The 26,880-nt window shown below is 59.6% G+C and carries 20 protein-coding genes; 13 read left to right on the top strand and 7 right to left on the bottom strand.

The genetic code is table 11. The features are described 5' to 3' along the window. Positions 1-2: 2 nt before the first annotated feature. Complete coding sequence (locus POF53_RS08460) at positions 3-761, bottom strand: 5-oxoprolinase subunit PxpA (protein ID WP_498967242.1); 759 nt, start codon at positions 759-761, stop codon at positions 3-5. A gap of 125 nt (positions 762-886) precedes the next feature. Here POF53_RS08460 and POF53_RS08455 point away from each other — a divergent pair, with 125 nt between their 5' ends. The 3 genes from POF53_RS08455 (at position 887) to POF53_RS08445 (ending at position 3,429) form a co-directional block, all read left to right on the top strand. Next, the gene (locus tag POF53_RS08455) at positions 887-1,804 is read left to right on the top strand and encodes a LysR family transcriptional regulator (protein ID WP_498967240.1); all 918 of its coding nucleotides are present in this window, start codon (positions 887-889) and stop codon (positions 1,802-1,804) included. Between the two features lie 503 nt (positions 1,805-2,307). Further along, on the top strand, positions 2,308-2,553 hold the full coding sequence (locus tag POF53_RS08450) for a DUF3630 family protein (RefSeq protein WP_498967238.1): 246 nt from the start codon (positions 2,308-2,310) through the stop codon (positions 2,551-2,553). A gap of 558 nt (positions 2,554-3,111) precedes the next feature. Next, positions 3,112-3,429, top strand: a complete 318-nt coding sequence (locus POF53_RS08445) for a hypothetical protein (RefSeq protein ID WP_498967236.1) — start codon at positions 3,112-3,114, stop codon at positions 3,427-3,429. A gap of 271 nt (positions 3,430-3,700) precedes the next feature. On the opposite strand, the gene POF53_RS08440 is transcribed toward POF53_RS08445, so the two are convergent. Continuing rightward, complete coding sequence (locus POF53_RS08440) at positions 3,701-4,417, bottom strand: hypothetical protein (RefSeq protein ID WP_498967234.1); 717 nt, start codon at positions 4,415-4,417, stop codon at positions 3,701-3,703. Between the two features lie 206 nt (positions 4,418-4,623). After that, entirely contained in the window at positions 4,624-4,866 is a 243-nt protein-coding gene (locus POF53_RS08435) for a hypothetical protein (protein ID WP_475858757.1), read from the bottom strand. 459 nt (positions 4,867-5,325) lie between these two features. Between POF53_RS08435 and POF53_RS08430 the strand changes: the two genes are divergently transcribed. From POF53_RS08430 to POF53_RS08420, 3 genes are all read left to right on the top strand, one after another. Continuing rightward, positions 5,326-5,829: a sigma-70 family RNA polymerase sigma factor gene (locus POF53_RS08430; RefSeq protein WP_498967232.1), complete on the top strand. Its 504-nt coding sequence runs from the start codon at positions 5,326-5,328 to the stop codon at positions 5,827-5,829. Further along, positions 5,829-6,827 (top strand): FecR domain-containing protein, encoded by a 999-nt coding sequence (locus POF53_RS08425; protein ID WP_498967230.1) that lies wholly within the window; start codon positions 5,829-5,831, stop codon positions 6,825-6,827. Before POF53_RS08430 ends, POF53_RS08425 begins: the two co-directional genes overlap by 1 nt. An 82-nt stretch (positions 6,828-6,909) precedes the next feature. Beyond that, on the top strand, positions 6,910-9,306 hold the full coding sequence (locus POF53_RS08420) for a TonB-dependent siderophore receptor (protein ID WP_498967228.1): 2,397 nt from the start codon (positions 6,910-6,912) through the stop codon (positions 9,304-9,306). A gap of 91 nt (positions 9,307-9,397) precedes the next feature. Here POF53_RS08420 and POF53_RS08415 read toward each other — a convergent pair whose 3' ends face one another. Beyond that, positions 9,398-10,384: a fimbrial protein gene (locus POF53_RS08415; RefSeq protein WP_498967226.1), complete on the bottom strand. Its 987-nt coding sequence runs from the start codon at positions 10,382-10,384 to the stop codon at positions 9,398-9,400. Positions 10,385-10,669: 285 nt separating this feature from the next. Between POF53_RS08415 and POF53_RS08410 the strand changes: the two genes are divergently transcribed. The 7 genes from POF53_RS08410 to POF53_RS08380 all read left to right on the top strand — a co-directional run bounded on the left by POF53_RS08410 (position 10,670) and on the right by POF53_RS08380 (position 22,821). Beyond that, positions 10,670-13,462, top strand: a complete 2,793-nt coding sequence (locus POF53_RS08410; protein WP_254464281.1) for an ATP-binding protein — start codon at positions 10,670-10,672, stop codon at positions 13,460-13,462. Then, complete coding sequence (gene pvrR, locus POF53_RS08405) at positions 13,449-14,630, top strand: response regulator cyclic di-GMP phosphodiesterase PvrR (protein ID WP_254464280.1); 1,182 nt, start codon at positions 13,449-13,451, stop codon at positions 14,628-14,630. Before POF53_RS08410 ends, pvrR begins: the two co-directional genes overlap by 14 nt. A gap of 49 nt (positions 14,631-14,679) precedes the next feature. After that, a complete protein-coding gene (locus tag POF53_RS08400; protein ID WP_254464279.1) occupies positions 14,680-17,877 on the top strand; it encodes a hybrid sensor histidine kinase/response regulator in 3,198 nt (1,065 codons plus the stop codon). Between the two features lie 118 nt (positions 17,878-17,995). After that, positions 17,996-18,643 (top strand): response regulator, encoded by a 648-nt coding sequence (locus POF53_RS08395; protein ID WP_254464278.1) that lies wholly within the window; start codon positions 17,996-17,998, stop codon positions 18,641-18,643. Positions 18,644-18,765: 122 nt separating this feature from the next. Beyond that, positions 18,766-19,356 carry a fimbrial protein gene (locus POF53_RS08390; RefSeq protein ID WP_254464277.1) on the top strand — a complete coding sequence of 197 codons (591 nt, stop codon included), beginning with the start codon at positions 18,766-18,768 and terminating at the stop codon, positions 19,354-19,356. A gap of 71 nt (positions 19,357-19,427) precedes the next feature. Then, entirely contained in the window at positions 19,428-20,159 is a 732-nt protein-coding gene (locus POF53_RS08385; RefSeq protein WP_254464276.1) for a fimbrial biogenesis chaperone, read from the top strand. 67 nt (positions 20,160-20,226) lie between these two features. Then, the gene (locus POF53_RS08380; protein ID WP_498967222.1) at positions 20,227-22,821 is read left to right on the top strand and encodes a fimbria/pilus outer membrane usher protein; all 2,595 of its coding nucleotides are present in this window, start codon (positions 20,227-20,229) and stop codon (positions 22,819-22,821) included. A gap of 352 nt (positions 22,822-23,173) precedes the next feature. On the opposite strand, the gene POF53_RS08375 is transcribed toward POF53_RS08380, so the two are convergent. The 3 genes from POF53_RS08375 to POF53_RS08365 form a co-directional block, all read right to left on the bottom strand. Further along, a complete protein-coding gene (locus tag POF53_RS08375; protein WP_254464275.1) occupies positions 23,174-23,686 on the bottom strand; it encodes a GrpB family protein in 513 nt (170 codons plus the stop codon). A gap of 80 nt (positions 23,687-23,766) precedes the next feature. Further along, the gene (locus tag POF53_RS08370) at positions 23,767-24,309 is read right to left on the bottom strand and encodes an AAA family ATPase (protein ID WP_254464274.1); all 543 of its coding nucleotides are present in this window, start codon (positions 24,307-24,309) and stop codon (positions 23,767-23,769) included. Positions 24,310-24,433: 124 nt separating this feature from the next. Continuing rightward, positions 24,434-26,857 carry a TonB-dependent siderophore receptor gene (locus tag POF53_RS08365; protein ID WP_498967219.1) on the bottom strand — a complete coding sequence of 808 codons (2,424 nt, stop codon included), beginning with the start codon at positions 26,855-26,857 and terminating at the stop codon, positions 24,434-24,436. Between the last annotated feature and the right edge of the window lie 23 nt (positions 26,858-26,880).

Below are 26,880 nucleotides of genomic sequence, written 5' to 3'. Positions count from 1 at the left end.
CGTTATCGCGGTGCGCGCACCTGGATCCCCGCGCCATCGAGCGCTTTGCGGGTGGCCTCGACCAGTGCCAGGGCACCGGGTGTATCGCTGTGCAAGCAGATGGAATCGAACTCGATCGCCAGGTCTTCACCCTCCACCGTGCGCACCACGCCTTGCTGGCAGGCACGCAGTACCCGCGCAGCGACTTGCGCGGGGTCGTAGGCACGCACATTGCGGGTGAAGACGATGGAGCCGCTGAGGTCGTATTCGCGGTCGGCGTAGAACTCGCGGATCACCGGTTGGCTCAGCTCCGTGGCGATACGCCAGATCGCCGAGTCGGGCATGCAATACAGCAGCAGCTCGGGCTCCAGGCGCTGCAGGTTTTCCACCAGCAAACGCGCCGCTTCCTCGTCCCGGGCCAGGTGCATGTACAGCGCACCGTGGGGTTTGATGTGTTGCAGGGCTACGCCTTGAACCCGGGCGAGCTCACGCAGGGCGCCCAGCTGATACAGCATGTCGTCCACCAGCTCCTGGGCCGATGCATGGATGTGGCGGCGGCCGAACCCGACCAGGTCGCGAAAGCCCGGATGGGCACCGACGGCCACGCCCAGGCGCTTGGCCTGCTCGACCGTGCGACGCATGGTGCCGGGGTCGCCGGCATGGAAACCGGTGGCGATGTTGGCCGAGCTGATGAAGCCCATCAGTTCGTTGTCGACTCCGTCGCCGATCGTCCACGGACCGAAGCCTTCGCCCATGTCCGAATTGAAATCTACTGCCTGCATGACACGTGCTCCTGACGCTTGTGACTTCATGCAGAGCACGTTAAGTTCCAGCCAACCCCTTGGGAAGATCTATTATCCGAGGGGATATCTTCTGAAAATCAGATACCTCATCAAGCGGAGTGTTCATGTCACTGACCCTGCGCCAGGTTCGCTACTTCGTCGCCACGGCCGAGATCGGGCAAATCTCCCAAGCTGCGATTCATCTGAATATTTCCCAGTCGGCGGTGACCACTGCGATCAAGGAACTGGAGGGCATGCTCGGCACGCTACTGTTCCAGCGCTCGGCCCAGGGCATGAGCCTGACCGATGCCGGGCGGCACTTTCTCAATCGGGCCTACGTGATCTTGCGCAGCGTCGACGACGCCCTTAACAGCCCGCTGCCGGACATTCGCGCCACCGGCCTGTTGCGGGTAGCGGCCAGTTACACGGTGATCGGCTACTTCCTGCCGCACCACCTGCAACGCCTGGAACACTGGCACCCGGACGTGGCCATCGAGGTGCACGAGCGGGAGCGCCAGGCCATCGAGCAAGGCCTGCTGGAAGGCGAATTCGACATGGCGGTGGTGCTGACCTCGAACCTGACCCACCCGGACATCGTTTCGAAAACCCTGTTCAATTCCGAGCGCCGGCTGTGGCTGCCCAGTCATCACCCGCTGTGCGAACGCTCGGCCGTGAGCCTTGCCGACGTCACACAGGAGCCCTTCATCCTGCTTACCGTCGACGAAGCCGAACAAAGCGCCATGCGCTACTGGGAACATGCCCACCAGCAGCCCAACGTGCGAATCCGCACCAGCTCTGTGGAAGCGGTGCGCAGCATGGTGGCCAACGGCAGCGGCGTGGCGATCCTCTCCGACCTGGTACACCGCCCCTGGTCGCTGGAGGGTAAACGCATCGAAACAGTGACCATCACCGACAAGGTCACCCCCATGAGCGTCGGCCTGGCCTGGCATCGCGAGCGGGAATTCAGCCCGGCGATGCACGCGTTCCACAATTACTTCCACGACGCCTTCCTGGCGCCGCAACAACTTTCAGCACGGCGCTGAAAGCAAGGAAAGCCTAGCCGGGTGATCGGCGGACGTGAGGACTGTTTTCTCAGAGAAATGAGCGTACTCGCTGCCATCCCTTCCAGCACTCTTCTGGAGCGATGTCCTCGTAACCCCTCTCTTTTTCCAACGCGACGGCGACACTGAAGGGTATTGCTGTCGCGGTTGCATTATCGCGAATCTCAAGCACCTCACCCTCGCTGAGCTGTGAGCCTTTGCGATCCTCCGCCGCCTTAAGCAGGGATACAAGCGCCGGAACAAAAACGAGACACAGCGGATCTGTGGACAAAGGTTTGCCTCTTGCGAAGTTAATTGGGACTAAGGATGCAGCTTATAGACCCGGGCAAGCACACGCAAAGCCCAACCCCACCTTGGCTGCTTTGCCAGGCAGCCCCGACGATTCGCTATGGGTCGATAGGGCTCACTCGAGAATGGCCGCTTTCAACCCATTGCTGCCGCTCGCGAGAACCACGAAAATCTGCATTCGCTTGATGAGGTGACGCATGGCAACCATAGAAATATCAGAACTCGCCGACTGGAAACTGTTCGAGACCGTGGCTCAGAAGCTTGAGCACGGAATAGGCGGTTACTGGAATGAAAAAGCCGACGGACTTGATCAGCGCTACTGGAGCCTGATCGCTGGCGAACACACGCTTACCCTGCACCTTGAGCACTACCTAGGCATTTCAGTATTTGTATCTGATAATTCCTATGAGATAGTTCAACGAGTGCGTGCATTGTTTGAGTAGGCGCGTAATGGGCAGCGGCTGACGACAGGCAGACGTCGGTCAATACGGTCACTACCATTCAAAGCACGCCAGTAAGTATTCGGGAGAAGTAGATGAGCGGGGATTTCACCTATGTATGGTTACTGCCGCTGCTGGAAAAGCCATTAGGGGAAGGTACGCAAGAGTTGCCCCGTGCGATAAAGGCCCTTGGAGAAAAATGCATACTTCCTGGCGACATAGCGTTACAACCGCTGGTCGTTACAGCGCTGACGTCACATTCTGACTATTGGTCGGGATTAGCGCTCAAATGGTTGGAGGATGGTTTCCCCATGGATCCCGAGCTGAAAACGCTCTTGATTCAGAGCTCCGAAGATCGGACGCTGTCTCAGTCTCGACGCCACAGGGCACGTAAGCTTGCCTGTCGACAACGGTCAGGAAACTGAACCCATAGCAGCCTCCAAGGGCGAAGCACACCCAGAAGCTACTATGTGAAGGTGACTATAGCTCTGGGGCGATTCAGGCCGATAAACTATTTAGGCTCCACACTCAATAACCTACACACGCCACAGGGATGCACCGATGACATTGACTGACTTGCAACAGTTGTCCGCATCACAAAGTGAACTCGTGCTTCCTTATCCCCGCGCGGTTGAAGCTTTGCAAATCATGGAGGCAACCGGCGCTACCCTGCTGGGCTGGGAGGGATGGTTGCGCTATCCAGACGGCAGCCTGGGACATTCCGATATTCACCAAGGCACCACAGATCCTTCAGCGCTTTCTTCATCAGAAACGTATATCTGGGCAAACACCACCATGAATCTGGCCCAAAAGGAGCACGAAATACAAAACGGGACTACCGGTATCAAGCTACTTTTTTGCATCACTGCGGATGTCTGAAACCACCTACCCCGCGCAACTGTAGTCGATTAGTTTCGTCGAGCGGTCGCCCCCTAAAGCGAGTCATTTCCGTGCTAGCGCTGTCGTCACGAGGGTAATCATGAACTCAATACTGAATCGCCCCTGATTTGGTAGCTAACTTAAGCTACAAGAAAAGCTTGCCAAGCCACAGATAACCCCCGTCGTTGGCCGACTGCGGCCTTCCACTAATGACCGCTTCCGGCCTGGCGCGGATGGCCGCCATCATGACAAACCAGGCGCACAGACCACTTCAGTCCCGCGTGCCTCCAGTTAGGATGTAGGGTGCCTGCGAATCTGCGAGTGGTTGAGCCCTGTTAATAAGGCTTCGAATTAATTTCTGCTCAATGGACGTTAGAGGCTGCCTACCTAGATTGAAGTCAGATCCTCCAGGATTGACGTGCATGAAGAACAGGCCGATGAAGTTTTCATCTTCTTTGTCTACCAGCATTTCCATGTAGGTCTCGTTAGACGCGGTCACAGCCAGATAAATCAGACCTTCAACTGTTGCCTTACCGCACCAGCGCACCTCATTCAATAGCGGGGTGAAGCCTTGATCCGTGGCGGTCACCGGCAGCTTCCAGGTGTTTGCATCTGCTGGAAAAGTTTTCAGCGCAGGTAACAGCCTTTCACGAGCAAGAATCCTGAACGTGTGCCGGTATTTTCCCTGATGAATGAGATGCGGGTTGCCGCCTGATGGCGATACCAAAGCCGCTTCGCTGGAGACGTTCGCGGTCAGCAAGTAGCTGAGAGCTATTTCCGAGGGCTGCTCGCTCCAGCCATTGATATCTGACACTGGGGGTGTCCAGAGAAGACGCACGGTATCTCCCGCACGGGGCCGGTCATTTTTGTCGAAATAAGCACACGCGTTGCCACCGATATCTGGCAAAAGCTCGTCCAAGGTAACCGTTGGAGCGCTGTGGTCAATTTTTGGCCCATTTGGCCAGAACGTTGGCCAATAGATATCCACGGATAGCGCGTCCTTCAAAAGGTGGTGATACTGCTCACTTCCAAGTCTGCAATCGTATGGTTGATGAGCTTTTTGATCAATGCAGTAGAACCTGATTGGCGTCTTTTGACCAGTCTGCACAGCGCATCTCGCCTAAGTCGTTTACGTTTGATCGTGTCCCAGGAAGTGGTGTAACTGAACCAGCCAAAGGCGCCTCGACAAGCACCCTACTCTCGCCTCTCAAATCGTCGTCTGCTCAGGAACAACCCTATACCGACCGGCACTGCAAGGGCAGACATCAATCCCAGGTCAAAGCCCTGCAAACGGGCCTGGCTCAGCGCCACACAACCCATCAGCCCAGCAATGACCAGCGCAACGCCTAGCCACTTACGCAGCAGGTACGGTTTCATGAACCGTTCAAACAGAAAAGCCAGCGCAACGAAGACGACTGCCTGGGTAATCTCGGACATGTGCACTTCCTCTCAAGCCCTGATGATCAGTGATTCGGCAGTACGCTGCGGGCCAATCCCACCATTCACCTGAGCCTGGATGCTCACGACTACGTCGCCGGCATGGTAAGTGGGTAAAACCTCATTGACGTAAGAGCGCACACCCATTCCTACAGCAGTACCGGCGGCGAGCCCTGCTACTGGCCCGGCCAGATTGCCCACGGTACGAGCAGCCCCACCAGTTAGCAATGCTGGTGCGCTGGGTATTGAGGGTGTCTGCTTGTTGACGGGTCAGCGGTTTGGAAATGCCGACCATCATCACACAAGGCAGGTACTTGGCCTGCATCTTGTCGTATACCTCTACGACTTTGCTATTCACCCATCAGGCCAGTCCTGCCCTGCGCCCTTCTGCATTCTTGTCGCTACCCAATTAATCCCATATGATACTAAGTCTCATTTGCACCCATTCCGTGGCAGCTCATGGCATCCATCGATACCGCTCAGCTCACTGCTCTCTACCAACAGCAACACCGCTGGTTGCGTAGCTGGCTGTATCGGCAATTGAGCTGCTCACACCGCGCCGCTGATTTGATGCAAGACACCTTCATGCGTCTGCTGGCCAGCAACGAGGCGCTCGAAATCCGCCAGCCTCGGCCTTTTCTGGCTAAGGTGGCACGCAGTGTCCTGTCCAACCACTACCGCCGCGCACGCCTGGAAAAAGCCTATCTGGAGGCGCTCCAGACCGAAGACCAAAGCGTGCTGCCGGATCTGGCGACCCAGCTGATTATTTTCGAGACGCTGGTTCGACTCGACGAAGCGCTGTGCGAACTCGATGTCGCCGTCAAAAAGGCTTTTCTCTGGTCGCAACTCGATGGGATCAGCCACGCAGAAATTGCCGAGCGGCTGGGTATTTCAATCGCTACCGTCAAGCGCCATATCATCAAGGCGGGTGCGCGATGCATGCTGGTGACGGAAGCACTGTAATGACTATCACCGCCAACACCTTTGGCCGAGAGCCCGCGCTATCGCCGAAAATGTGTGAGGAGGCGATGGAATGGTGGCTCGATATGCAGGAGGCCAATTTCGATTCACCCGCACAGGCCGCTTTCATGGCATGGCGTCGTGAACACCCCTTGCATGAGCTGGCCTGGGAAAAAGCCTTGGCGCTGGGGGAGCAGCTCGATTCATTGCGCACCCAAGGCGATCCAGACCTCGCTCGACAGGCCCTGTTGCTCCCCTCCCAGGAAGGGCTGAGCAGGCGTCGGGCAATAAAGGGCCTGGCCTTGCTGTTGGCTGCAGGTAGCGGTGCCTGGTTGAGTCGAGACAGCGAGTTGGTATCGCGCATGAGTGCCGACTACACCACGGGTGTGGGCGAGCAGCGACGTGTTGCGCTGGCCTCGGACCTGTCGCTTGAACTCAATACCCGTAGTGCGATAAATGCTCGCGCGACTGACCAGCGCTGGCACCTGCGATTACTCAGCGGCGAGGTCTTGATCAACACGGCCTTGAACCCGGCGCTGTTTATCGAAACCGCTCAGGTTCGGGCGCAGGCGTCCTCGGCGCGTTTCACGATGCGGCAGTTTGACAATGGCTCGACCCAGCTGGCGGTCTATCGTGGCTCGCTTGAAGTCATCCCGACTCAAGCCGGCACCTGGACCACCCTGCAAGCCGGACAGCTGGCGCGTTTCGGGCCGCTCGGGATGCTCGATCAGGGTGCAATGCAAGCATCCGCTCCCGCCTGGGCCGAAGGCATGATCGTCGCCAACGGCCAACCGCTTCAGGCGTTCCTCGATGAGCTTGGCCGGTATCGTCATGGGCATCTGGGGTGCGACGCCGCCTTGGCCAATCTGCGCGTATGGGGTACCTACCCGCTGGCAGACAGCGATCGAATCATCGATGCCGTCGCCCACACACTGAAACTGGACGTACAGCGTTTCACTCGCCTGTGGGTCAACTTGCGTCCCCTGCCCGCTAACGTTTGAAGTTTTTTGCGTCCTCGATGAGCCGTTTTGATTTCTGGCGAGACTCATAGGCCATACATCAAAAATCATCGGGAAACTTCACATGCATCATCGCAGTATTTCCTCCTACTACGTAACCTCGCTCGCCACTACCGCGGCGGTTCTGCTCGCCACTTCATCGCCAGCCTGGGCAGCCGCCGATAGCCGCGTGCAGCACTACGAAATTGCCCCGGCGCCACTGGGCGCTGCGCTCAATCAACTGGGCCAGCAAGCCCATTTGTTGTTGTCGTTTCCCAATGAGTTGATTGCCGGGCGAAACAGCCCTGGTTTGAGTGGCGATTACACGGTCCACGGTGCTTTACAGGCGCTACTCGAGGGCAGCCAACTGATTGCGGTTCGCCAGCCGGATGGGCGATACACCCTCCAGCGCGCACCGGCCCCTGCCGCCCTGGAGCTGCAGAGCATTTCCATTTCGGGCAAGGCTCCCGGGTCGACTACAGAGGGCACCGGACTCTACACCACCTACTCATCCAGCAGCTCGACCCGTCTGAACCTGACCCCCAAGGAAACCCCGCAGTCACTGACCGTCATGACCCGCCAGCGCCTGGATGACCAGCGCCTGACCAATCTCAGCGATACCCTCGATGCCACACCAGGCATCATCGTGCTGCGCGACGGACAGGGTGCCGAATCCGACGGTTACTTCTCCCGGGGCTTCGAGATCCAGAACTTTGAAATCGATGGTGTGCCCACCGTCAAGCGCATGGACAATTACACCCAGAGCATGGCCATGTATGACCGTGTGGAGGTGGTGCGCGGTGCTACCGGCCTGATCAGCGGCCTGGGCAGCCCTTCAGCGACGATCAACCTGATCCGCAAGCGCCCGACCGCCGAGGCTCAGGCCAGCGTCACCGCTGAAGCCGGCAACTGGGACCGCTACGGTACCGGCTTTGATGTGTCCGGCCCGCTGACCGAAACCGGCAACGTCCGCGGTCGACTGGTCGCCGACTTCAAGACCGAGCAGTCCTGGATCGACCGCTACAAGCAGGACTCGCAACTGATCTACGGCATTACCGAGTTCGACCTGACTGAAGACACCCTGCTGACCATGGGCTTCAGTTATCAACGCACAGACGTCGACTCGCCCATGCGCTCCGGGCTGCCGACCCGCTTCACCGACGGCTCTCGCACAAACCTCAAACGCTCGCTCAATTCAGCTCAGACCTGGTCATACAACGACCATGAACAAACCAGCTTTTTCACCTCGATCGAACAGCAGTTCGCCAATGGCTGGAGCGGCAAGATCGAACTCACTCACTCCGAAAACAAGTTCGATGAAGTCTTCAACTACGTCAACGGCGGCCTCAACCCGGACGGAAGTGGCACCACTCAGCTACCCGTGCGCTTCTCCGGTATCCCGCGCCAGAACAATATCGATGCCTACCTGACTGGCCCGTTCAGTATGTTGGGCCGCGAGCACGAGCTGATCGCCGGCGTGACCTTGTCCAACTACTACGAGAACGTGCCGAGCTACGGCGGGTGGAAGTACGACTATTCCGGCTCTCCGGCCGGCGCGATCGACAACCTGCTGAACTGGAACGGCGCCTCGGTGAAACCGCAATTCGACGTCACGGGTAAATCCACTGTCGACGAAACCCAATACGCCGCCTACCTCGCCACGCGCCTGCACGCCACCGACGATCTCAGTATCTTGCTGGGCAGCCGCGTGATCGACTGGCATCGTGACATCGAGGATAAACCCTACAACGCTGAACATACCAAGACCAAGGAGTCGGAAACCGGCGTCTACATTCCGTATGCCGGCGTGGTGTATGACGTCAACGACACGTGGTCGCTGTATGCCAGCTACACGAAAATCTTCAACCCTCAGTCGTCCTGGGTTCGCGACATCGACAACAAGCCACTGGACCCGATGGAGGGCACCGGCTATGAAGTCGGTGTCAAGGGCAGCCACTTCGACGGCAAGCTGAACTCCAGCGTCGCGCTGTTCAAGATCGAGCAGGACAACCTGGCGATCTGGATCGATACCCCAGGGGGCAACACTTACAAGTCGGAACAGGGCACCACTACCAAGGGCGCTGAGTTCACCCTCGACGGAGAACTGGCCGAAGGCTGGCAGGCCTCCGCCGGTTATGCCTATGCGGTCAGTACCGACGCTGACGACCAGCGTATCGTGACCACCCTGCCCCGCCACAGTCTGAAGACCTTCACCAGTTATCGCCTGCCGGGCATTCTGGACAAGGTCACCATCGGCGGCGGCGTGAACTGGCAGAGCAAGACCGGTGCCGACCTGCACACCTTCACCCAGGGCAGCTACGCCGTCACCAACCTCATGGCTCGCTACGACTTCAACCAGCATCTGAGTGCGTCAGTCAACCTGAACAACGTGTTCGACCGTGAATACCTCAGCTATGCCGGCGACCACGGCATGTACGGTGCTCCAAGGAACATCATGACGGGTATCAAGTACACCTTCTGACGTTCGCAGGCTACGGGCTGAGCCAGGGCCATCGGTTTCAATACAGTAGTGACGGCCACAAAAGGGAGACTGGAAATCAGGTGGCACAAAGTCAAAGGTAGGTCATGATGAACGTCACTTCGGCGTTTGCTGTCCCCGGATAGAGCGGTTCAGAAGGCAATCGATAGTAACTAGCGCTCATAGGGATTTTGAAGTTTCCACCGTTGCTATCGTAGCTTGAAAATTTCTGGGGAACACTCAGTGGAATGGGCCTGCCGCCAGTGTCGAACAGCTGCAGTGCAACGCCCTTGGCAGTGGAGTTTGGGTTAAGGGAAACGATACCTTGGGATTCGCTTACCGCTGAGCCGGTTGCCTTCAGCGTATAACTCACTTTCTTCAAGCCGGGAGGGCAATTATTCAAGGTCAAGCTGAAGCTGACTCTTTTTTCTATGGCGCCGGCTTGATGAAAGTCATCAGGCGTGTAGTCATCGCCCATTTCAACGTGGACGGCTGGCGTCTCGCAGGACATTGAGATAATAGTGGTGCCCGTTGTTTGAATCTCAAGAGGTAATATTTCTTCAACCCGGTAAAACCCGAGAGTTCCCGGGGGGATCACCGCACCGCTTACTATGCTACCGGTTTTGATTATTTGTAACGCGGAGTAGTAGTTATTCAGGGTATAAGAACCAGGAATCGAGCTGCCGTCAGGATATCCGCCTACACGGTAGGCATATATCCACGCCCAAGAAATTCCTGTATTTCCTATAGGTTGCATAACGGCGCCAGGCGTGGTATCCCCCACTTGATTCTTTAGACCGTTACGGCATGTGAGAGCGCACCGCCACTTATTATCTGTGACGCCTGTTGGCCCTAGAGGGGTTTCGTATAAAACTGTACCAACAGGAGCGTCTTGTGGGACTGAGATCATGGATGGGATGCTGTATTTCACAGCGCCTGCCTGATTGCCCTGGAGGAAAGATGAGATTTCCGCCATTGAGTTGCAGGAAATGAGCAATAGTGACGCTAACGCAATTGCTTTGTTTGGTTTCATCGTGATTCTTCGGCGTTTTATAAAGCTAAGCGAGCTCTCGTCTTGCATTGGGTAGTGCCTGGTGCAATTAAGGTGGCGGGCTGTTTTGAGCAAGTGTGAACCTGTTCGAAATAGACAGCGCAATGATTGCTCCATGAGGGATTTTTATTTTTCAGCACTGTGCCTTTACCGCAAATCAGATGATTCTTAAATCGCTACGCCACTCAAGGCAACTCATTGAAAGACGCGAAGGCGGCTATGCCATGGCCAGCCCGCCCCGCGAAACCGCACACGTGCGCCACGTTTAAGAATCGTCTGATCGTCCCTCTTCAGGCCACTTCCTAGAATCGGCCGATGCATCTACGACGATACCTGCTGCAGATCAACCCCGTGCTTTCCACACCCGAAGCCGCCCGGCGGCTGCTTCGGCTGTTCGCCATTGTTCTGGCGATCGGCATCCTCAGTGGCGTGTACAACGTCCTGGTATTCACCTTCAACAACGAACTTTCCCAGCGTCGTGGCTACATGAGCAGCGCCATCGCCGAGGCCCATACCTTTTTCACCAATCGCCAGGCTCTGTTGGAAAGCCTGAGCCTCACAGCGGTGCGCACCCCTCTGCAAACCCTGGCATCCACGCCCATGCCTGAGAATGAGGAAACCCATCTTCTGCTGGGCAGCGACCCCACCCATGTCTGGAACTTCTGGCTCACTCGTCGCCTGGGCGACTACTTGCAGGAAAAGAAGCTCGGCCTGCTGTATGTGAATACCGACGAACAGCCAGGCATCCGCTGGCTATACAATGCTTCATCCCTGCCACCTGGACTCCCGCCCGGGGTCCTCGATCAACTGAGGGCGCTCGATGCCCGCAGCGGTGCAGTCAACGAACTGTGGCTGAGCGACCAGGCGGGCAAACGCCCGCATCTCTATCTGTTCACCCGCCTCGACGCCCACGACGCGCCAACCGGATGGCTGGGCCTGGAGATGGACAGCCAGGAAGTTTCCGCCACGCTCAGCGACCAGAGTGCCGGCACCTTCGTGATGCTGACGGCCGATGGCATGCAAGTGTTCAGCAACAACACGCCTGCAGACCAGCAACTCTGCGATGCCGAGAACGACGGTTTCTTCGGTTTCATGGGCAACGGCCTGATCCCCGAACGGCTGGTGATCCGCAAGAAACTTGCCGCCTCCGACTGGCAACTGATGTACTGGATCGACCTGCACTCACTGCTGCAAGGCCTGTGGAAACAGTTGCTCGGCGCATTGCTGTTCTGCCTGCTTAGCCTGACCTTGATCGTGGTGCTGACCCGACGTTTCGAACAGCGCCTGATCCTCCCGGGGCTGCAGCGCCTCCAGGCCCTGGTGGAAAGCGAGGCGTTCAGCCGCGCCGTGATCCAGACCGCGCCGGTGGCCCTGTGCGTGCTGCGTCGCAGCGACAGCAAAGTGGTGCTGGAAAATTCATTGGCCCAACAATGGCTGAGTGACGACTGGTTGCAGCGGACCTTCGCCGCGACCGACGACGAGGGGCATGATCATGTCGAGTCCATTGACGGGCGCCACCTGTACATCCACCGTGCGACCACCCGCTACAAGGGCGAGGACGTGGTGCTCTGTGCCTTCAGCGACATCACCACGCGTAAGCAGGTGGAGACCACACTGATCGAAGCACGCCGTGCCGCCGATACGGCCAATCAGGCCAAGACCCTGTTCCTGGCCACCATGAGCCACGAAATTCGCACCCCGCTGCATGGCGTGCTGGGGACCCTGGAACTGCTGTCCCGCACCCGGCTCGATGCCCAGCAGACCGACTATCTGCTGGCCCTGGAAGGCGCCTGCGCCACACTCCTGCAACTGATCTGCGACGTGCTGGACGTGTCGAAGATCGAGGCCGACCAGTTGACCCTGGAGTTGACCGAGTACTCGCCCCTCGAGTTGGCCCAGGAGGTGGTTCATACCTACAGCGCCGCCGCCATCGGCAAAGGCCTGCAACTATATATCTGCCTTGACTCGCGCCTGCCGGAACGGCTGGTGGGCGATGTGAACCGTATCCGTCAGGTGCTGAGCAACCTGCTGAGCAACGCGCTGAAGTTCACCGACAGCGGGCGTGTGGTGCTGCGGGCACGTGTCCTGCGGCACGAAGCTGAAGGTTCCAGCCTGCTATGGCAGGTAAGCGACACCGGCAAGGGGATTGCCGAGCAAGACCGGCTGCGGATCTTCCAGCCGTTCTACCAGACCGAAGGCAATCTCAGGGCAATCACCGGCAGCGGCCTGGGGCTAGCCATCTGTCAACGCCTTACCGAGTTGATGCACGGCCAGTTGCACCTGGTCAGCGAGCGCGGACTGGGCACCAGCGTCAGCTTGATCCTGCCAGTGGAGTTCGCCCCCGGCACCGACTGCGCAACGCTGCCATACACGCTACTGGCCGAGCCCGTCTATATCGTCTCGCCAGTTCGCGAGCTGGCGCAAACCCTGGCCGGCTGGCTGTATCGCTGGGGCGCCCGACCTCATATAGGTCAGCCACCGGCCAGTGCCACGGCCCACGGTCAGTTGCTCGAAGTGCATCCGGGCGTGCTGCAACACCGGCTGGTTGAAAGCTGGAGCGGCCCGCAGATCCTGGCCAGCGCCGATGGCCGCAGCGAACACCTGCCGGGTGCCCAGGTGTGGCACGTCAACCTGAACAACCTGCCGGCCCTGCACGCGGCGATCAGCCAGGCCCAAGGGATAGGGGCCAATCGCGAGAATGACCGCCACCGCACTGGCGAGATTCGCCAGCTCGGCCTGCGGGTCCTGGTGGCCGAGGACAACGCCATCAACCAGCTCACCCTCAAAGAGCAGTTGGAAACCCTGGGCTGCAGCGTGGAAGTGGCCGCCGATGGCGAGCAGGCGCTGCTGCGCTGGCAGCCGGGGCGCTTCGATGTGGTGCTCACCGACGTGAACATGCCCGGCCTGGATGGCTATGGACTGGCCAAGGCCCTGCGCTTGCGCGACAAGTCACTGCCGATCATTGGCGCCACGGCCAATGCAATGCGTGGTGAACAGGAGCTGTGCCTCGCGGCCGGGATGGATCACTGCCTGCTCAAACCTTTCACCCTGCAGGCGCTCTACAACTGCCTGGAGCATTACCCCGGACACCGCCGTGAAGCCCTATAGCATCCTGATCGTCGAAGACCATCCTTTCCAGCGCCAGTACCTGCATCACCTGTTCAGCGAACTGGGCCACTTCAACCTGCATACCGCCAAGGACGGTCACGAAGCCATGGCACGCCTGCACGAAGGCGAATTCAATCTGGTGCTGACTGACTTGCTTATGCCCACCATGGACGGCGTGTTGTTCATCCAGCAACTGGCGACCCTGCCTTGCCGGCCAGACCTGGCAATCATGACCAGCGCCTCACGGCGCATGCTGACAGCGGCGAGCCTGGTAGCGAAGAACCTCGGTATCCGGGTGGTCGGGCTGATCTCCAAACCCATGACGCCGCCGGCATTGCATGCACTGGTCGCACAACTGCGCCCGGCCAGGCACAGCACCTCCGACCGCTCGGAACTACCTGCCTTTGACCGGCGATCCTTTATCCAGGCACTGGACTCGCAAGCCTTGCAGGCGTGGTTCCAGCCCAGGGTCTCGGTGCAGAAAGGGAACATCGTGGCGGCAGAGGCGCTGGTGCGCTGGGTACACTTGGAGCGGGGAGTCCTGTTGCCTGGTGCGTTTCTGCCCGCTCTGGAAGCCAACGGGCTGGAGGAACGCCTGCTCTGGGAAATGCTCGAGCAAGCCATGGCGGCGCAGGCGTGCTGGCGCCTCAAAGGCTTCGACATTCCGGTGTCGATTAACCTGCCCACCCACCTGCTCGACGATCCGAACCTTGCAGACCGGCTGCTGAAATTCGTGCTGCATCACCAGGGGGCGCCTGGAAATCTGTGCTTCGAGCTGCTGGAGTCTTCCCACACGCTCAAGCCTGCCAACTACTACGCCGGCGCCTGCCGGTTGCGCATGAAGGGCTTTGCCCTCGCACAGGACGACTTCGGCAAGGGCTATAGTTCCTACCTGAATCTGGTGTCCACCCCCTTCAGCGAACTGAAGATCGACCGGGCGCTGGTGCAGGGCAGCCAGGACAACGATCATATGGCCTCGGCGCTGAGCAGCCTGATTGCCTTGGGTCGCAAGCTGGGCCTGACCGTGGTGGCCGAAGGCGTGGAAACAGCCGAACAGCTCCAGTTACTGCGCAAGACCGGATGCGAGCAAGCCCAAGGTTTTCTGATTTCCCAGGCCTTGCCGGCAAGTCAGTTCGAACAGATGCTGGCTGCTGAAGCAAACCCCTAGGCTGAGGGTATAAACCTGGCTCCCCATCAACGCGCTACGAGCCGCTCCCATGAAACACAACAACGACCGCCTGGAAAACCTGGCCCGCAGCTCTTCACGTTTGAACAAGAGCGTGACGCTGCTGGTAGCGATGGCCCTGTTGCTGGTCGGGCTCAGCGCCTGGTCGCTACAACGCCTGATTGAAGAAACACAGGGCACCATGCGCCTGCACTTCGCCCGGCTGATGGAAAACATCCAGGAGCAGGAAGACTTTCTCCAGGCCTTGACCCTCCACAGCCTGCAGGGTGACCTGCTCGGCGACGGCAGCCACAAGGTGCGTGTGCTCACCCCCTTGCCCGAAGAAGGGCCGAACATCTATCAGGGCCAGGCCTTCTCCTTTTCAATGCCGTTCAGCGTCAAGGTCACAGCCGATGCCCTCACTGCGCCCGTGCTCGGCCTTGGCGCCAACCTGGCCGACTTCTACAGCACCTTCTGGGCCGACTCCTACTACCGCTCGCCGCAAGTCTTCCTGTTCAACCACCAGGGCAACTACGACATCACCGTGCCTGCGGCGGGACGGGGACGCGAGCACGGCAAGATGATGGCCTCCCATGAACGCTTCATCGATGTGTTCAATACCGTGTTCGCCCGACGGCCAGATGAACAGCCAGCCAGCACCGGCATCCTCTGGAAAAGCTATGTCGATACCGCGCAGGGCTCTGCCCCCGCCCGCCTGCTGGCCTACGTCAACCTGGACCTCGAACCTGAGCAGATGACCATCAAGGGCGCAGGCGCCCATATAACCCTCGCCCTGCTGCTGGACCTGGCCCAGATCAACGATTTCGAACGTGTCCTGGACTGGTCCATCTACAACCGCTTCACCCTGCTTGCCCCGACCGGCGAGGTCCTGATCGGAGCCCTGGACCCGGACTCGCCCTTGCATGACGGCCTTAACCTGCGCAGTGAAGGCCTGGTATTCAAGCTGAACAGCGCTCAAGGCAAGGACTGGACCGCCGTCTACACCATCGGCTTCGGGCATTTCTTCCGCGCCGCGCTATGGCCCTTGAGCGCCGTTGTGGCCACCTTCCTGGCGCTGCTTGGCCTGAGCTGGCTGGCCAGCCGCTGGTACCGCCGCAACGTGATCCATCCGGCGCGCCAGGCCCACGAAAATATCGCCGAAAGCATCGCCTTCAGCCGCGTGGTGATCGACACCGCGCCCACCGGCCTGTGTGTCGTGAACCAGGCGGACAGCCAGGTCGTCATGGAAAACCAGCGCGCTCGGCAATGGTCCGGCACCACCCGGCTGATCAGTGCCTTGCAAGCCCGAAGCCAGGGGAACAGTGCTAGCGAACTACCGATAGAGATCGACGGGCGCCACCTGGAAGTGAACCTCGTCTCAACCCGCTACCAGGGCCAGGACGTCAACCTCTATGCCTTCAACGACGTCACTCGTCATATCGAGGATGCCCACGCCTTGGAACAGGCCATGCGCGCCGCCGACCTGGCCAACGAAGCCAAGACCCTGTTCCTGGCGACCATGAGTCACGAGATCCGCACCCCGTTGTACGGAGTGCTGGGCACGCTGGAACTGCTCGGCCTGACACCGCTTGCGCCACGCCAGCAGGCCTACCTGCAAACCATCCAGCGCTCATCGGCTACCCTGTTCCAACTGATCAGCGATGTGCTCGATGTGTCGAAGATCGAGTCCGGCCAGATGAACATCGAGCCCGTGGCTTTTGCACCACTGGAGATGATCGAAGACACCCTGCGTACTTACGCTGCCTTCGCCCAGCGCAAGGGCCTGCAGCTGTATGGGTGCACCGATGTCACCCTGCCCGAGCGGCTGCTGGGCGACCCACTGCGCATCCGCCAGATCCTCAACAACCTGCTGAGCAATGCCATCAAGTTCACCGACGCAGGCAGGGTAGTGCTGCGTACCCGAGTACTCGCGACCAGTGCCGAGGAGGTCAGCCTGGAGTGGCAGGTAACCGATACCGGCATCGGCATCGACCAGGCCGAACAAGCGCGGCTGTTCGAGCTGTTCTACCAGGCCCGGGAGGCCTCCGGAGAAGGGGGCGCGGGCCTCGGCTTGCCGATCTGCGGCTGGCTCAGCGAAATGATGGGCGGGCAGTTGAGCGTGGTCAGCGAGACCGGCTTGGGCAGCAGTTTTTGCCTGCGCATGGCCTTGCCAGTTTTGCCGTCGGAGGCCGCCAACATGAAAGCCGTCGACCCGTCGCTGGCGCCTGTCCAAGTTCGCGCACCGGTGCCGGAGTTGGCGCACAGTCATTGCGCCTGGCTCAACCGGCTGGGCATCCCGGCCAGCGTGGCGGTGTTGCCGCTGGAACCAACGCGGGCTGACGCCTTGCTGGTGGATGTGCTGCCCGCCGACACTACGCCGAACTGGCCCGGCCCACAGGTGCGCTGCACCAGTGGCGGTCCCGTACCTGCCCAGCCGGTCGAAAGCGGTTGGGAGGTAGACTTGCATGACCTGCGAGCCATCGCCCGGGCCATCCTGCAGGCGCGCTCGGCCCAACCGGAAATCGCCAGTGCCCCCCTGCCCTCACGCAACCCGGCGCCAAACCTGCACATCCTCGTCGCCGAGGACAACCCGATCAACCAGGCCATCCTCAAGGAGCAGTTGGAAACGCTGGGCTGCAGCGCAATGGTGGCCGCCAACGGCGAACTGGCCCTGCACCTGTGGCAACCCGGAGCCTTCGACCTGGTACTGACCGACGTCAACATGCCAGTCATGGACGGTTACGAGCTGGCCATTGCCTTGCGCGAGCTGGACGCCCAACTGCCAATCATCGGTGTAACGGCCAACGCCATGCGCGAAGAAGGGCAACGCTGCGCGGCCGCAGGGATGAACGCCTGGCTGGTGAAACCGCTGAGTTTGCAGACCCTGCGGGCGCAACTGATCAAGCAGTGCAAGCCGGCATCCCTACCGGAAACCCCGGAGCCTGCGGCTACATCGACCAATAGCGACAGCATCCAGTTGTCACCAGCGATGAGGCCACTGTTCCTCAGCACGATGCAAGACGACCTGCAGCTGATCGGCAACGCCCTGGAACAGGGCGACCACAAACAGCTCGGCAAGCATCTGCATAGCGTTTCCGGTGCCCTGGGCGCCGTCCAGGCGATCGAACTGGCCGACCGGTGCGCTGCGCTTGAGAGCGAATTGGGCCGCACTGGGCTTGATGCCCAATTGGCGCTCGAGGTGCGCGGGGTGATGGGCAGGATGTTGTCAATCCTCAAGACCATGACGTAGGGCGTAGGTGATGCCCGGCGGGAGCTGGCTTGCAAGCTCCTGCAAAATGGTCAGGAAGATCGACCTATCCGCTTTTCGCTAGACTCCATACCCGACTCCGAGATTACGGTTACCGCTCATGCCAACACTCAAGGTTCTCATTGCCGACGATCACCCCATCGTATTGCTGGGTGTGCGTGAACTGGTCGCACGCGACCCGCGCTTCTGCGTGATCGGCGAGGCAGTCAACTCCAGCGGCCTGGTGCAATTGCTGGCCGAGCAACCGGTGGACCTGGTGATCACCGACTACAACATGCCCGACGACTCGCCCTATGGCGACGGACTAAAGCTGGTCGACTACCTCAAACGTCATTATCCAGCCGTGAAGGTACTGATACTGACGATGATCTCCAACCCGTTGGTACTTACTCACCTGCAAGAGCTGGGGGTGATCGGGGTTATTCGCAAGAACCAGCTGCACACCGAAATCGAGCGCGCGTTGGACGCTGTTGTGAAAGGAAGGCGATACCAGCATCCCAATACTGTGAAGCATTCCGTTATTGAATCGAATACTGACCTGGATGCGCGCCTGCAAAGGCTGTCGCCCAAGGAATTTGAAATTCTTCGCCTGTTCATTTCCGGTGCCAGCGTCGGTGATATTGCCCGCAACCAGAACAGAAGCGTGAAAACTATCAGCGCACAAAAAAATTCCGCTATGCGCAAGCTTGAAGTCAGCAGTAACCAGGACTTGCTCAATTACTGCCGGGAGCGCGGCATCTTCAATTAATGAAATATCGTGACACCTGCCCGCCGATATAAGAATCGTCTGATTTCAACAATGCGCCTGCTTTCTTATCGTGGCGTGGCGTTATGTGCTGGACCTCTTATAAATCGACATCGGGCAATTACATGAAAAAGACCGCGCTCGCATTGGCACTGATGGCTTCCATCGGCCATGCATTTGCAGCTGGAGAACCGCCAACAGCCGTCCAGGGTGGCAGTGGCAAGATCAGTTTCACCGGCACCATCAACAATGACGCCTGCACCATTGATGGCGCCGACAAAAACCGGGTGATCGCCATGGACATGGGCAACATTGCGATCAAGGACATGGGCACCGCCGAGAACCCGACCTCCGGTCGAAGCACCGGCCAGAACTTCAACCTGAACATCAACTGCAATGCTGGCACCAAAGTCGCCATGGTCTTCGACCCCAACAGTGGCGGTTCGGGCCTTGTGGCCGGCAAGAAGGTCCTGGCGCTGGAAAGCGGCAACGCTTCTGCGACCGGCGTTGGCATCGCCTTGATTGACGCCAGGGGTGCCCTGATCGATCTGAGCTCCAAGTCCACCGCAAGGCTTGAGAGCGACATGAAGAAAGTCGGTACCGGCGGCGAAACCATCCTCAGCTTCTCCGCCGCCTACGTCACCACAGGTACCGAAGGCACGGCCACTGCCGGCCGTGGCGACGCCACCCTGCCGTTCATCCTCGAATACCAGTAAGGCTTCGCAGGATCGATCATGGGCAAGGCTTTCGGGCCTTGCTCCTATTTCTCCAGTTCAAGGGCACTCGCATGTTGCACCCTTCCATCCCCGCCTGCCTGGGGTTACTGGGCCTGTTACTGGCTGGCCCCGCCAGTGCCAGCATTTCCCTGAGCGCCACACGTGTGGTGTTCCAAGGCGCGCACAAGGAAGCCAACATCAACGTGCGCAACGGCAAGCAGGAAGTATTGGTCCAGTCGTGGATCGATAGCGGCGAAGCGTCGGGGGCCGCACCGTTCGCCGTCACACCGCCGCTGGCCAGGATCCTCCCCGGCGAACAGCAATTACTGCGCATCCTGTACGAAGGCAAAGGCCTGTCTACTGACAAGGAATCGGTGGTGTGGCTGAACGTACAGGAAATTCCGCAGGCAACCACCAAGGCCAATACCCTGCAGTTGGCCGTGCGCCAGCGCATCAAGGTGTTCTTCCGCCCCGCGCACCTTTCCGGCGATCCGTTGATAGCACCGTCGCAATTGCTGTGGGTGTTGTCGGGGGGAGAATTGAAAGTCAGGAATCCCACACTGTTCCACGTATCGATGGGCGATATAAAACTTGAGGCTGATGGGCGTGTTGAACTTGCTGCGGACTCGAGCATGATTGCACCCGGCGAAACAAGACGCTTCAAGGTCAAACAGTTCAGTGGCACTTCACCTGTACAACTGACGTTCGACAGCATCAACGATTACGGCGCGCAAAACCAATACCAACTCACTGTTGGCGCAAGCAACGGAGAGAAATCCGCCGACGTCAAAAACACCCCCTGACGCCACACCAGAAACTTACTGGCATCCGTGGCAACTCCAGTCAAGTGCGGATGATAAAGGCTTTTGCATGTCGTTCATTGCCGATACCCGTCGCGCCGGTTCGTTGCGACTGAATACTCTATACATGGTACTTTTTTCTGCACCGGCAAGTTTGGCCCTCGCCTCCGCCCCCCTTGATACACCCGCACCGCTCGCCTTCAACACCCGCTTTTTGCAAGGCGCGTCAACCGATGTGGATGTGCAACTTCTGCTGGTCGAAAACAGTGTTCTGCCGGGCACTTACCGGGTCGACGTGTACAGCAACGACGCCCTGGTCGGTCGCCGCGACATTACCTTCAACCTCGACCCGGCCACGGGGCACACTGAGCCCTGCATGAACCTGGAGCTGCTCACACAACTGGGCATCGACATGGGCAAGCTGGAGGCCAAAGGCACGGTCGACCCGGCAGCCCCCCAGGCATGCTACGACCTGCCTTCCCTGATCGACCAGGCCAGCCTGCGCTACGACGGCAGCCGCCTGCGTCTGCTGGTGAGCGTGCCGCAAATGGCCATGCAACGCGGCATGCGTGGCTACGTTGACCCGCAACTGTGGGATGAAGGTGTTCCCGCAGCGCTCATCAACTACCAGCTCAACGACAGCCGCAACGCCAGCAATGGCTACACCCGCTACAGCAACAACCTGGGCCTGCGCAACGGCATCAATCTGGGCGGCTGGCGCCTGCGCAACGAGTCTAACCTGAGCAACGGAACCGGCCGGCCGAGCACCTTCACCAGCAACCGCAGCTACCTGCAGCACGACGTCACCGCGCTCAAGGGGCAGTTCAGCGCCGGCGACATCTTCACCGACAGCGAACTGTTCGACAGCGTGCGGTATCGTGGCTTGAAGCTGGCCTCCGACGAAGGCATGCGCGCCGACAGCGAGCGGGGCTATGCCCCCGTTGTGCGTGGTGTGGCACAAACCAGCGCGACCGTGGAAGTTCGTCAGAATGACTACCTGCTCTACAGCACCAACGTGCCACCCGGCCCGTTCGAAATCAGTGACATCTACGCCAGCGGCTCCAGTGGCGACCTCGAGATCACCATCATCGAGGCCGACGGGCGCCGCCGGGTGAGCCAGCAGGCGTTTTCCAGCCTGCCGATCATGGTTCGTGAAGGACAGCTGAAATACAGCCTCTCGGCTGGCACCTACAGCAGCAACACCGACGGCATGGCGGAGCTGAAGATGCTCAGCGCCACGCTGGCCTACGGCCTGGGCAGCAACCTCACCGGCATCCTCGGTCTGCAGACCAGCGACCACTTCAAGGCGTTAGCTGTGGGCTTCGGGCGCAATACCTTCCTCGGCGCGGTATCGCTGGACATGACCCATTCCTCGAACCAGGTCCTCGGCCAGACCACAGAAGGCGACAGTGTGCGCGCCCTGTATGCCAAGACCTTCAGCGGCACTGATACCAGCTTCACACTGGCAGCCCACCGCTACTCCACCGAGGGCTATCGCACCCTGACCGACCATGTCCAGGACATCAGCGAGGGTGTGGCCAAGCGTACCGGCAACACCAAGACCCGCACGGACCTGACCATCTACCAGAGCCTGGGTCGCAATCGCGAATGGGGCAGCCTGTATATAAACGCCAGCGACCAGCGCTACTGGCGCCAAGGTGGCACCCGCAGCTTTTCCGCCGGTTACGGCAGCAGCTGGGGCGATGTCAGCTACAGCTTCGATATCGCCCGCACTGAAGACTTCAGCTACAGCGGCACGCCGAGCCAGGATACCCAGTTCAACCTGTCGGCGTCCTTTCCGCTCGGACGTCAGGCCAGGGCGCCCCGCGCGTTCGTCACCACCACGACCCAGAAAGGGGGGGACAGCACCCAGGTAGGCATCAACGGATACACTTCCCCCACCAGCAACACCTCGTATTCGATACAGGGCGGCAACAGCAGTACGAGCGGCAGTTCGGGCTCAGCCAACCTCAACATGCGCACTGCGCTGGCCGACATCAACCTGGGCTACAGCCAAGGGCGCGGCTACGATTCTCAGAACCTGAACCTCTCCGGTTCCGTGGTTGCCCACGCGGACGGTATCAACCTGGGCCAGCCGGTCGGGGAAACCTTTGCCCTGGCCCAGGTGCCGGGTATCAAGGGAGCGCGGATCAGCAGCTACAGCGGCGTCGAAACCGGCCGCAACGGCTATGCGGTGATCCCCAACGCCCAGCCTTACCGCATCAATTGGGTCAGCCTGGACACCCGTGAGCTGGGCGGCGAAATCGAAATCGACAATGCCACCCAACAGCTGGTGCCCCGTCGCGGTGCCATCGTCGTTGCCCGGTACAAGGCCAAGACCGGCCGCCGGGTCGAGTTCGAGCTGTTCGATGCACAGAACAGCCCCATCCCCTTCGGTGCTTCGGTGCAGGACGCCAGCGGCAAGCAACTGGCCATTTCCGACCCCATGGGCAAGGCGCTGGCACTGGTCGAGAAAACCCAGGACACCCTGTCGATCAAGTGGAGGCAACAGCAGTGCTCGGCCTCGTACTCGCTGCCCGAGCCCAATCCGGCCCTGAATTATGAACGCCACCGATTGGTGTGCCTACCAGAGGGAACTGGCCTTGGCCAGCCCAGACACAAGCAGTACCTCCCCTCATCACCCACTGCGCCGCCCGCTCGGTGAGCATGATCAACGTCGTATTGGTACTACCCACCAGCGGCGACGGCATGATTGACGCATCGACCACCCGCAACCCTCCAGCGCGTTCCGCCGTTGGTTAGATCTGTCGCCTACGGCGAATCGTCAGTAGGGATGCTGCCTCGCTAGACCTAACGGATAGTGCTCCATGCATTTGCCTCTAGACGAAATGCATCTGCAGCGCTCAGGCATACAACTCCAGGTGGGCACCGACCCAGACTTTTTTCCAAAATGCGCCCATTACAGGAAGATGGACAGTACGTCAGCTTTTGGCCACCGGCAGCTATGGGTCGAAAGCAGCCGATCACATGCGACTGAATAGCCTCATTGCAAACCATCACCAAGGCCTGATGCCGACCTCACACAGCGCCGCAAGGATAAACGGCCCCTTCTTCTCCAGATACTCAGCCATCCCCCCGGTATTGGTGGCCTCAAGCTCAATCTTGAGGTCCTGATACCGCTGCCGGAGGGAGGCGTCGTTCCTGAGCAGATCCCTGAACGTCAGCATCTGGACGACTGAAGAGTGACCACATCTGCAAATGTGGACCTTGTGGGTGCGCACCTCGCCAACATTGCGGCGGTAGAAATGGTGTCCTTGCGACAGGTCACTGCCGCGTACATACCCCAGACTAAGCAACACCTCGTCTCGCGCTGCCTCATTGCGATGCTCTGAAACCTCGATCAGCACATCGATCTCGGGCTTGGCGGCGAGTTGCTCAACAGCCGTGCTGCCTACGTGGTGTATGCCGAGAAGCTCATCACCGAATGCCGAGGCGAGTAGCACTTTGTCCGCCTCGTACCGCTGCGACCATTCAGGGTTGTAGGTCGTAATCTTGCTGGTCAGCGCCATGGGCCATCCTTGGGAAAGTTAAAACGTTCTGATGCGCCTTCACGGCAGACACCTGCCGCCGATCAACCGAGATAGAGTCTCTAGTGGCCTTGCACAGCCTGATCAGGCTGCGCCCCCAGACTCGCGAGAAAAACCTCGGTATCCCGATTCGACCGCAGGCAGACCACGCGACACTCCGACGGCACCGTCGCCACGAATCGCTTGATCGCCTCTCGAGACGAGGTTTTCGTCCGCCACATGAACCTGAAAAATTCCGGCAGGTTGGCCAGCAGTTCCGGGCAGTCATCCGGCAGGTCGGGCCGAGAGCGACCGCGGTTCAGCGCCGTTCTGAGAAGCACGCGCCAGAATCGAAGCGGCGCCGAGCGATCGATCCATATCAGCATGTCAGCGCGGGCCAGCCGGTTCGTCCATGTAGTCGAATGCCCCCCTTCGAAAATCCAGCGCTCACGGGCCTCGACCTCATGGCAAAGACGCGTCTTCTCGTCACGGCTGCGCTCGACCCACCCTGGCTGCCAATGAATCGTGTCGATATGCACGACCGGCAAGCCCGTGCGCTCGCCCAGCTTGCGCGCCAGGGTGCTTTTCCCGGACCCTGGCTGGCCAATGATCATCACCCGTTGCATTGAAGCTCCCTGCCTGCTGAATTTTTGGCGCGCGATTCTACGGCAATCAGCGACGCGGTCAACTGCATGCGTACTTGCAAGGGCATCGGTACAAGACGGGTGAAGCGCCACCCCAGGCCTTTGATCAATATTGGTAGCGCAAGGTAACCGCAAAATTGCGAGGATCACCGTAGTACAGGCCACCGAAATTGTTCGAAGTGGGCAACGACTGGTAGTACGTCTTGTCCAGCACGTTGTTGAGGTTGTACTGCACACTGAACTGTTGGTTGATCTGATAATGGGCATGCAAGTTGAGCAAGGCGTAGCCACCCTGTTCAATCGTGTACCCGGTCACATCAGCGGCGGTGCGGCTCTGGGCATACACATCGCCGCCCACACGCCATTGGTCGAGGACACCGGGCAAGCGGTAGTCAGTCGACACCTTGAGCAGGCGCCGTGGGATCTTGCGATAGTAGTCCGATCCTTTGCTACCGCCGGCCACATACTCGGGATCACTGTAGGTGTAGCCCGCGCTGACGTTCCAGTTCTCCAATGGCTCGCCTGAAATCTCCAGCTCGAAGCCGCGGTTACGCACTTTCGCGCCGGCTTCGTAGCATTTGCTCGTACCGGTCACGCCGCAGGTGGGCGACACCGACAGTGCCTCGGGCATGTTTTCCAGGTTGGTCTGGAAAATCGCCAGGGAGGTGTTCAGGCGGCCTTCGAAGTACTCACCCTTGATGCCGGTTTCGTAATTCTCGCCTTCGATCGGGTCAAGCAGGGTATTGCCGACACCATAGTAACTCTGTGTCTTGTAGATCTCGGTGTAGCTGGCATACCAGGTGTGGTGTTTGTCCAGGTCCAGTACCAACCCCGCGTAGGGCACCAGCCGGCCATTCTCCCGGTATTGATCATTGGTATAGGGGCTGCCCACCTTGTAGTCCGACCAACTCACCCGCGTGCCGAGGATCAGGCTCAGGTCATCAGTGAGGCTGAAGCGCGAGGCGCCGTACAGCCCACGCTCCTTGCGCGTGTAGTTGTAGTCCGCGCCGATGGCATTGAGGATGGGGCTGGGCAGCGCACTGTAGTCGAAGTCGGTGATGTTGATCGTCGGGTTGTTGGTGGCACTCTTGATCACCGCGTCGAACTCGTCCTGGCGCGTGTTGGCCCCAAGCATCAGCTGATGTTTGCGCCCGAACAGCTCGAAGGGGCCGGTCGCGTAGAGGTCCAGCGCAAACTGGGTGTCTTCGTAGTCGGCCTGGGAGACGGTCATCCGATAGTTGTCACCCGATACCCGGTTCGGATACGCGGAGAGAAAGTCGGCGTCCGACCAGATCGCGTTCATGGCCAGGGTCACCTTCCACTCGTTGTCGAAGTTGTGCGTGACATCGCTGAACAGCGTGTAGTTGTTGCGATCCAGGTGGGCCCACTTGCCGTTGAGGTTGGTGGAACGCGAAAGCGGATAGAAAGAGCCGTTGCTGCGGGTATTCAAGCCGCCCCAGTCATAGCCGTTCTGGTTGTCCTTCTGGATCGTGGCGCCGACCGTCAGCACGGTGGCGTCGTCGAGATCCGCTTCCCCGACCAGGTAGAGCAACTGGTTGTCGCGCCCGGAGCCGTCCTTGTAGCTGTTGGCGTTGTTGTAATAGGCCACCGCACGGCCGCGCACATTGCCCGTTGAGGTCAATGGCCCGGACACATCCACCTGGCTACGATAATTGTCCCAGGAGCCCGCGCCCAGCTCCGCGCCCAGGCGAAAGCCCTGGGTCGGTCGCTTGCGCACCAGGTTGATTGCCGCCGACGGATTACCTGTCCCCTGCAGCAAGCCATTGGCCCCGCGTACGACTTCGACGCGGTCATAGATCGCCATGTTCGAAGTGGACATGACGTCCATCGAGTAGTTTTCCGAGATATTGGTCGGAATACCGTCATATTGCAGATCGCTGATCTCGAAGCCGCGCGAGTAATAGGTAGAGCGGTCAGTGCCGATCTTGGTGAGGGTGATGCCGGTTGCCGTGCGCGCGACATCGTCCAGGTTCTGGATGTTCTGGTCGTCCATCTTCTTGCGGGTGATCACCGTCACCGATTGCGGTGTTTCGCGCAGGCTCAGGGCGAGCCTGGTCGCCGTATTGGTTGACCCCGTGGTGTAGGACCCGCTGCCCTCGGTAGTCGCGCCGAACACCTTGCTGGAAATGGTGGTCGCCCCGAGCTCCAGCGCGTCTGTAACCGGCGATGCCTGCAGGAGTTGATAACCATCCTGGGTTGGGCTTGCCACCAGCCCCGAGCCCAGCAACGCCTGGGCAAAACCGCCTTCGATGGTGAAGCTGCCTCGAACGCCCGGGCTGGTCAAACCTTGCACCTGGCGGGATTCGAACGAGATGGGGGCGCCGCTGGCCTGTGCGTAACGACTGAGTACTTCACCCAATGGGCCGGCAGCGATGTCATATCGCTGCACGATCTGCTCGGCCAAGGCGCTGGCAGGCAGCACCAGCGGTGCCGCACAAAGGGCCAGGCGCACGGCCAGGCAGAGGCTGCGCGAGGTGGAACGCGGCAGCGCTCGAATCGGCGAGTTCATGTTTTCGATACTCCTGATGGTGT

Source organism: Mitsuaria sp. RG (assembly GCF_028369275.1).
GTDB classification, from domain to species: Bacteria; Pseudomonadota; Gammaproteobacteria; order Pseudomonadales; family Pseudomonadaceae; genus Aquipseudomonas; species Aquipseudomonas peradeniyensis.
Note: the sequence above shows the minus strand (reverse complement) of the source record. Positions and strands in the feature narration are given on the sequence as shown.

Excerpts from the sequence above, each read along its gene's own strand:
- POF53_RS08460 (WP_498967242.1), bottom strand. The coding sequence starts at position 761 with ATGCAGGCAGTAGATTTCAATTCGGACATGGGCGAAGGCTTCGGTCCG.
- POF53_RS08455 (WP_498967240.1), top strand. The coding sequence starts at position 887 with ATGTCACTGACCCTGCGCCAGGTTCGCTACTTCGTCGCCACGGCCGAG.
- POF53_RS08450 (WP_498967238.1), top strand. The coding sequence starts at position 2,308 with ATGGCAACCATAGAAATATCAGAACTCGCCGACTGGAAACTGTTCGAG.
- POF53_RS08445 (WP_498967236.1), top strand. The coding sequence starts at position 3,112 with ATGACATTGACTGACTTGCAACAGTTGTCCGCATCACAAAGTGAACTC.
- POF53_RS08435 (WP_475858757.1), bottom strand. The coding sequence starts at position 4,866 with ATGTCCGAGATTACCCAGGCAGTCGTCTTCGTTGCGCTGGCTTTTCTG.
- POF53_RS08430 (WP_498967232.1), top strand. The coding sequence starts at position 5,326 with ATGGCATCCATCGATACCGCTCAGCTCACTGCTCTCTACCAACAGCAA.
- POF53_RS08425 (WP_498967230.1), top strand. The coding sequence starts at position 5,829 with ATGACTATCACCGCCAACACCTTTGGCCGAGAGCCCGCGCTATCGCCG.
- POF53_RS08420 (WP_498967228.1), top strand. The coding sequence starts at position 6,910 with ATGCATCATCGCAGTATTTCCTCCTACTACGTAACCTCGCTCGCCACT.
- POF53_RS08415 (WP_498967226.1), bottom strand. The coding sequence starts at position 10,384 with ATGCAAGACGAGAGCTCGCTTAGCTTTATAAAACGCCGAAGAATCACG.
- POF53_RS08410 (WP_254464281.1), top strand. The coding sequence starts at position 10,670 with ATGCATCTACGACGATACCTGCTGCAGATCAACCCCGTGCTTTCCACA.
- POF53_RS08400 (WP_254464279.1), top strand. The coding sequence starts at position 14,680 with ATGAAACACAACAACGACCGCCTGGAAAACCTGGCCCGCAGCTCTTCA.
- POF53_RS08395 (WP_254464278.1), top strand. The coding sequence starts at position 17,996 with ATGCCAACACTCAAGGTTCTCATTGCCGACGATCACCCCATCGTATTG.
- POF53_RS08390 (WP_254464277.1), top strand. The coding sequence starts at position 18,766 with ATGAAAAAGACCGCGCTCGCATTGGCACTGATGGCTTCCATCGGCCAT.
- POF53_RS08385 (WP_254464276.1), top strand. The coding sequence starts at position 19,428 with ATGTTGCACCCTTCCATCCCCGCCTGCCTGGGGTTACTGGGCCTGTTA.
- POF53_RS08380 (WP_498967222.1), top strand. The coding sequence starts at position 20,227 with ATGTCGTTCATTGCCGATACCCGTCGCGCCGGTTCGTTGCGACTGAAT.
- POF53_RS08375 (WP_254464275.1), bottom strand. The coding sequence starts at position 23,686 with ATGGCGCTGACCAGCAAGATTACGACCTACAACCCTGAATGGTCGCAG.
- POF53_RS08370 (WP_254464274.1), bottom strand. The coding sequence starts at position 24,309 with ATGCAACGGGTGATGATCATTGGCCAGCCAGGGTCCGGGAAAAGCACC.
- POF53_RS08365 (WP_498967219.1), bottom strand. The coding sequence starts at position 26,857 with ATGAACTCGCCGATTCGAGCGCTGCCGCGTTCCACCTCGCGCAGCCTC.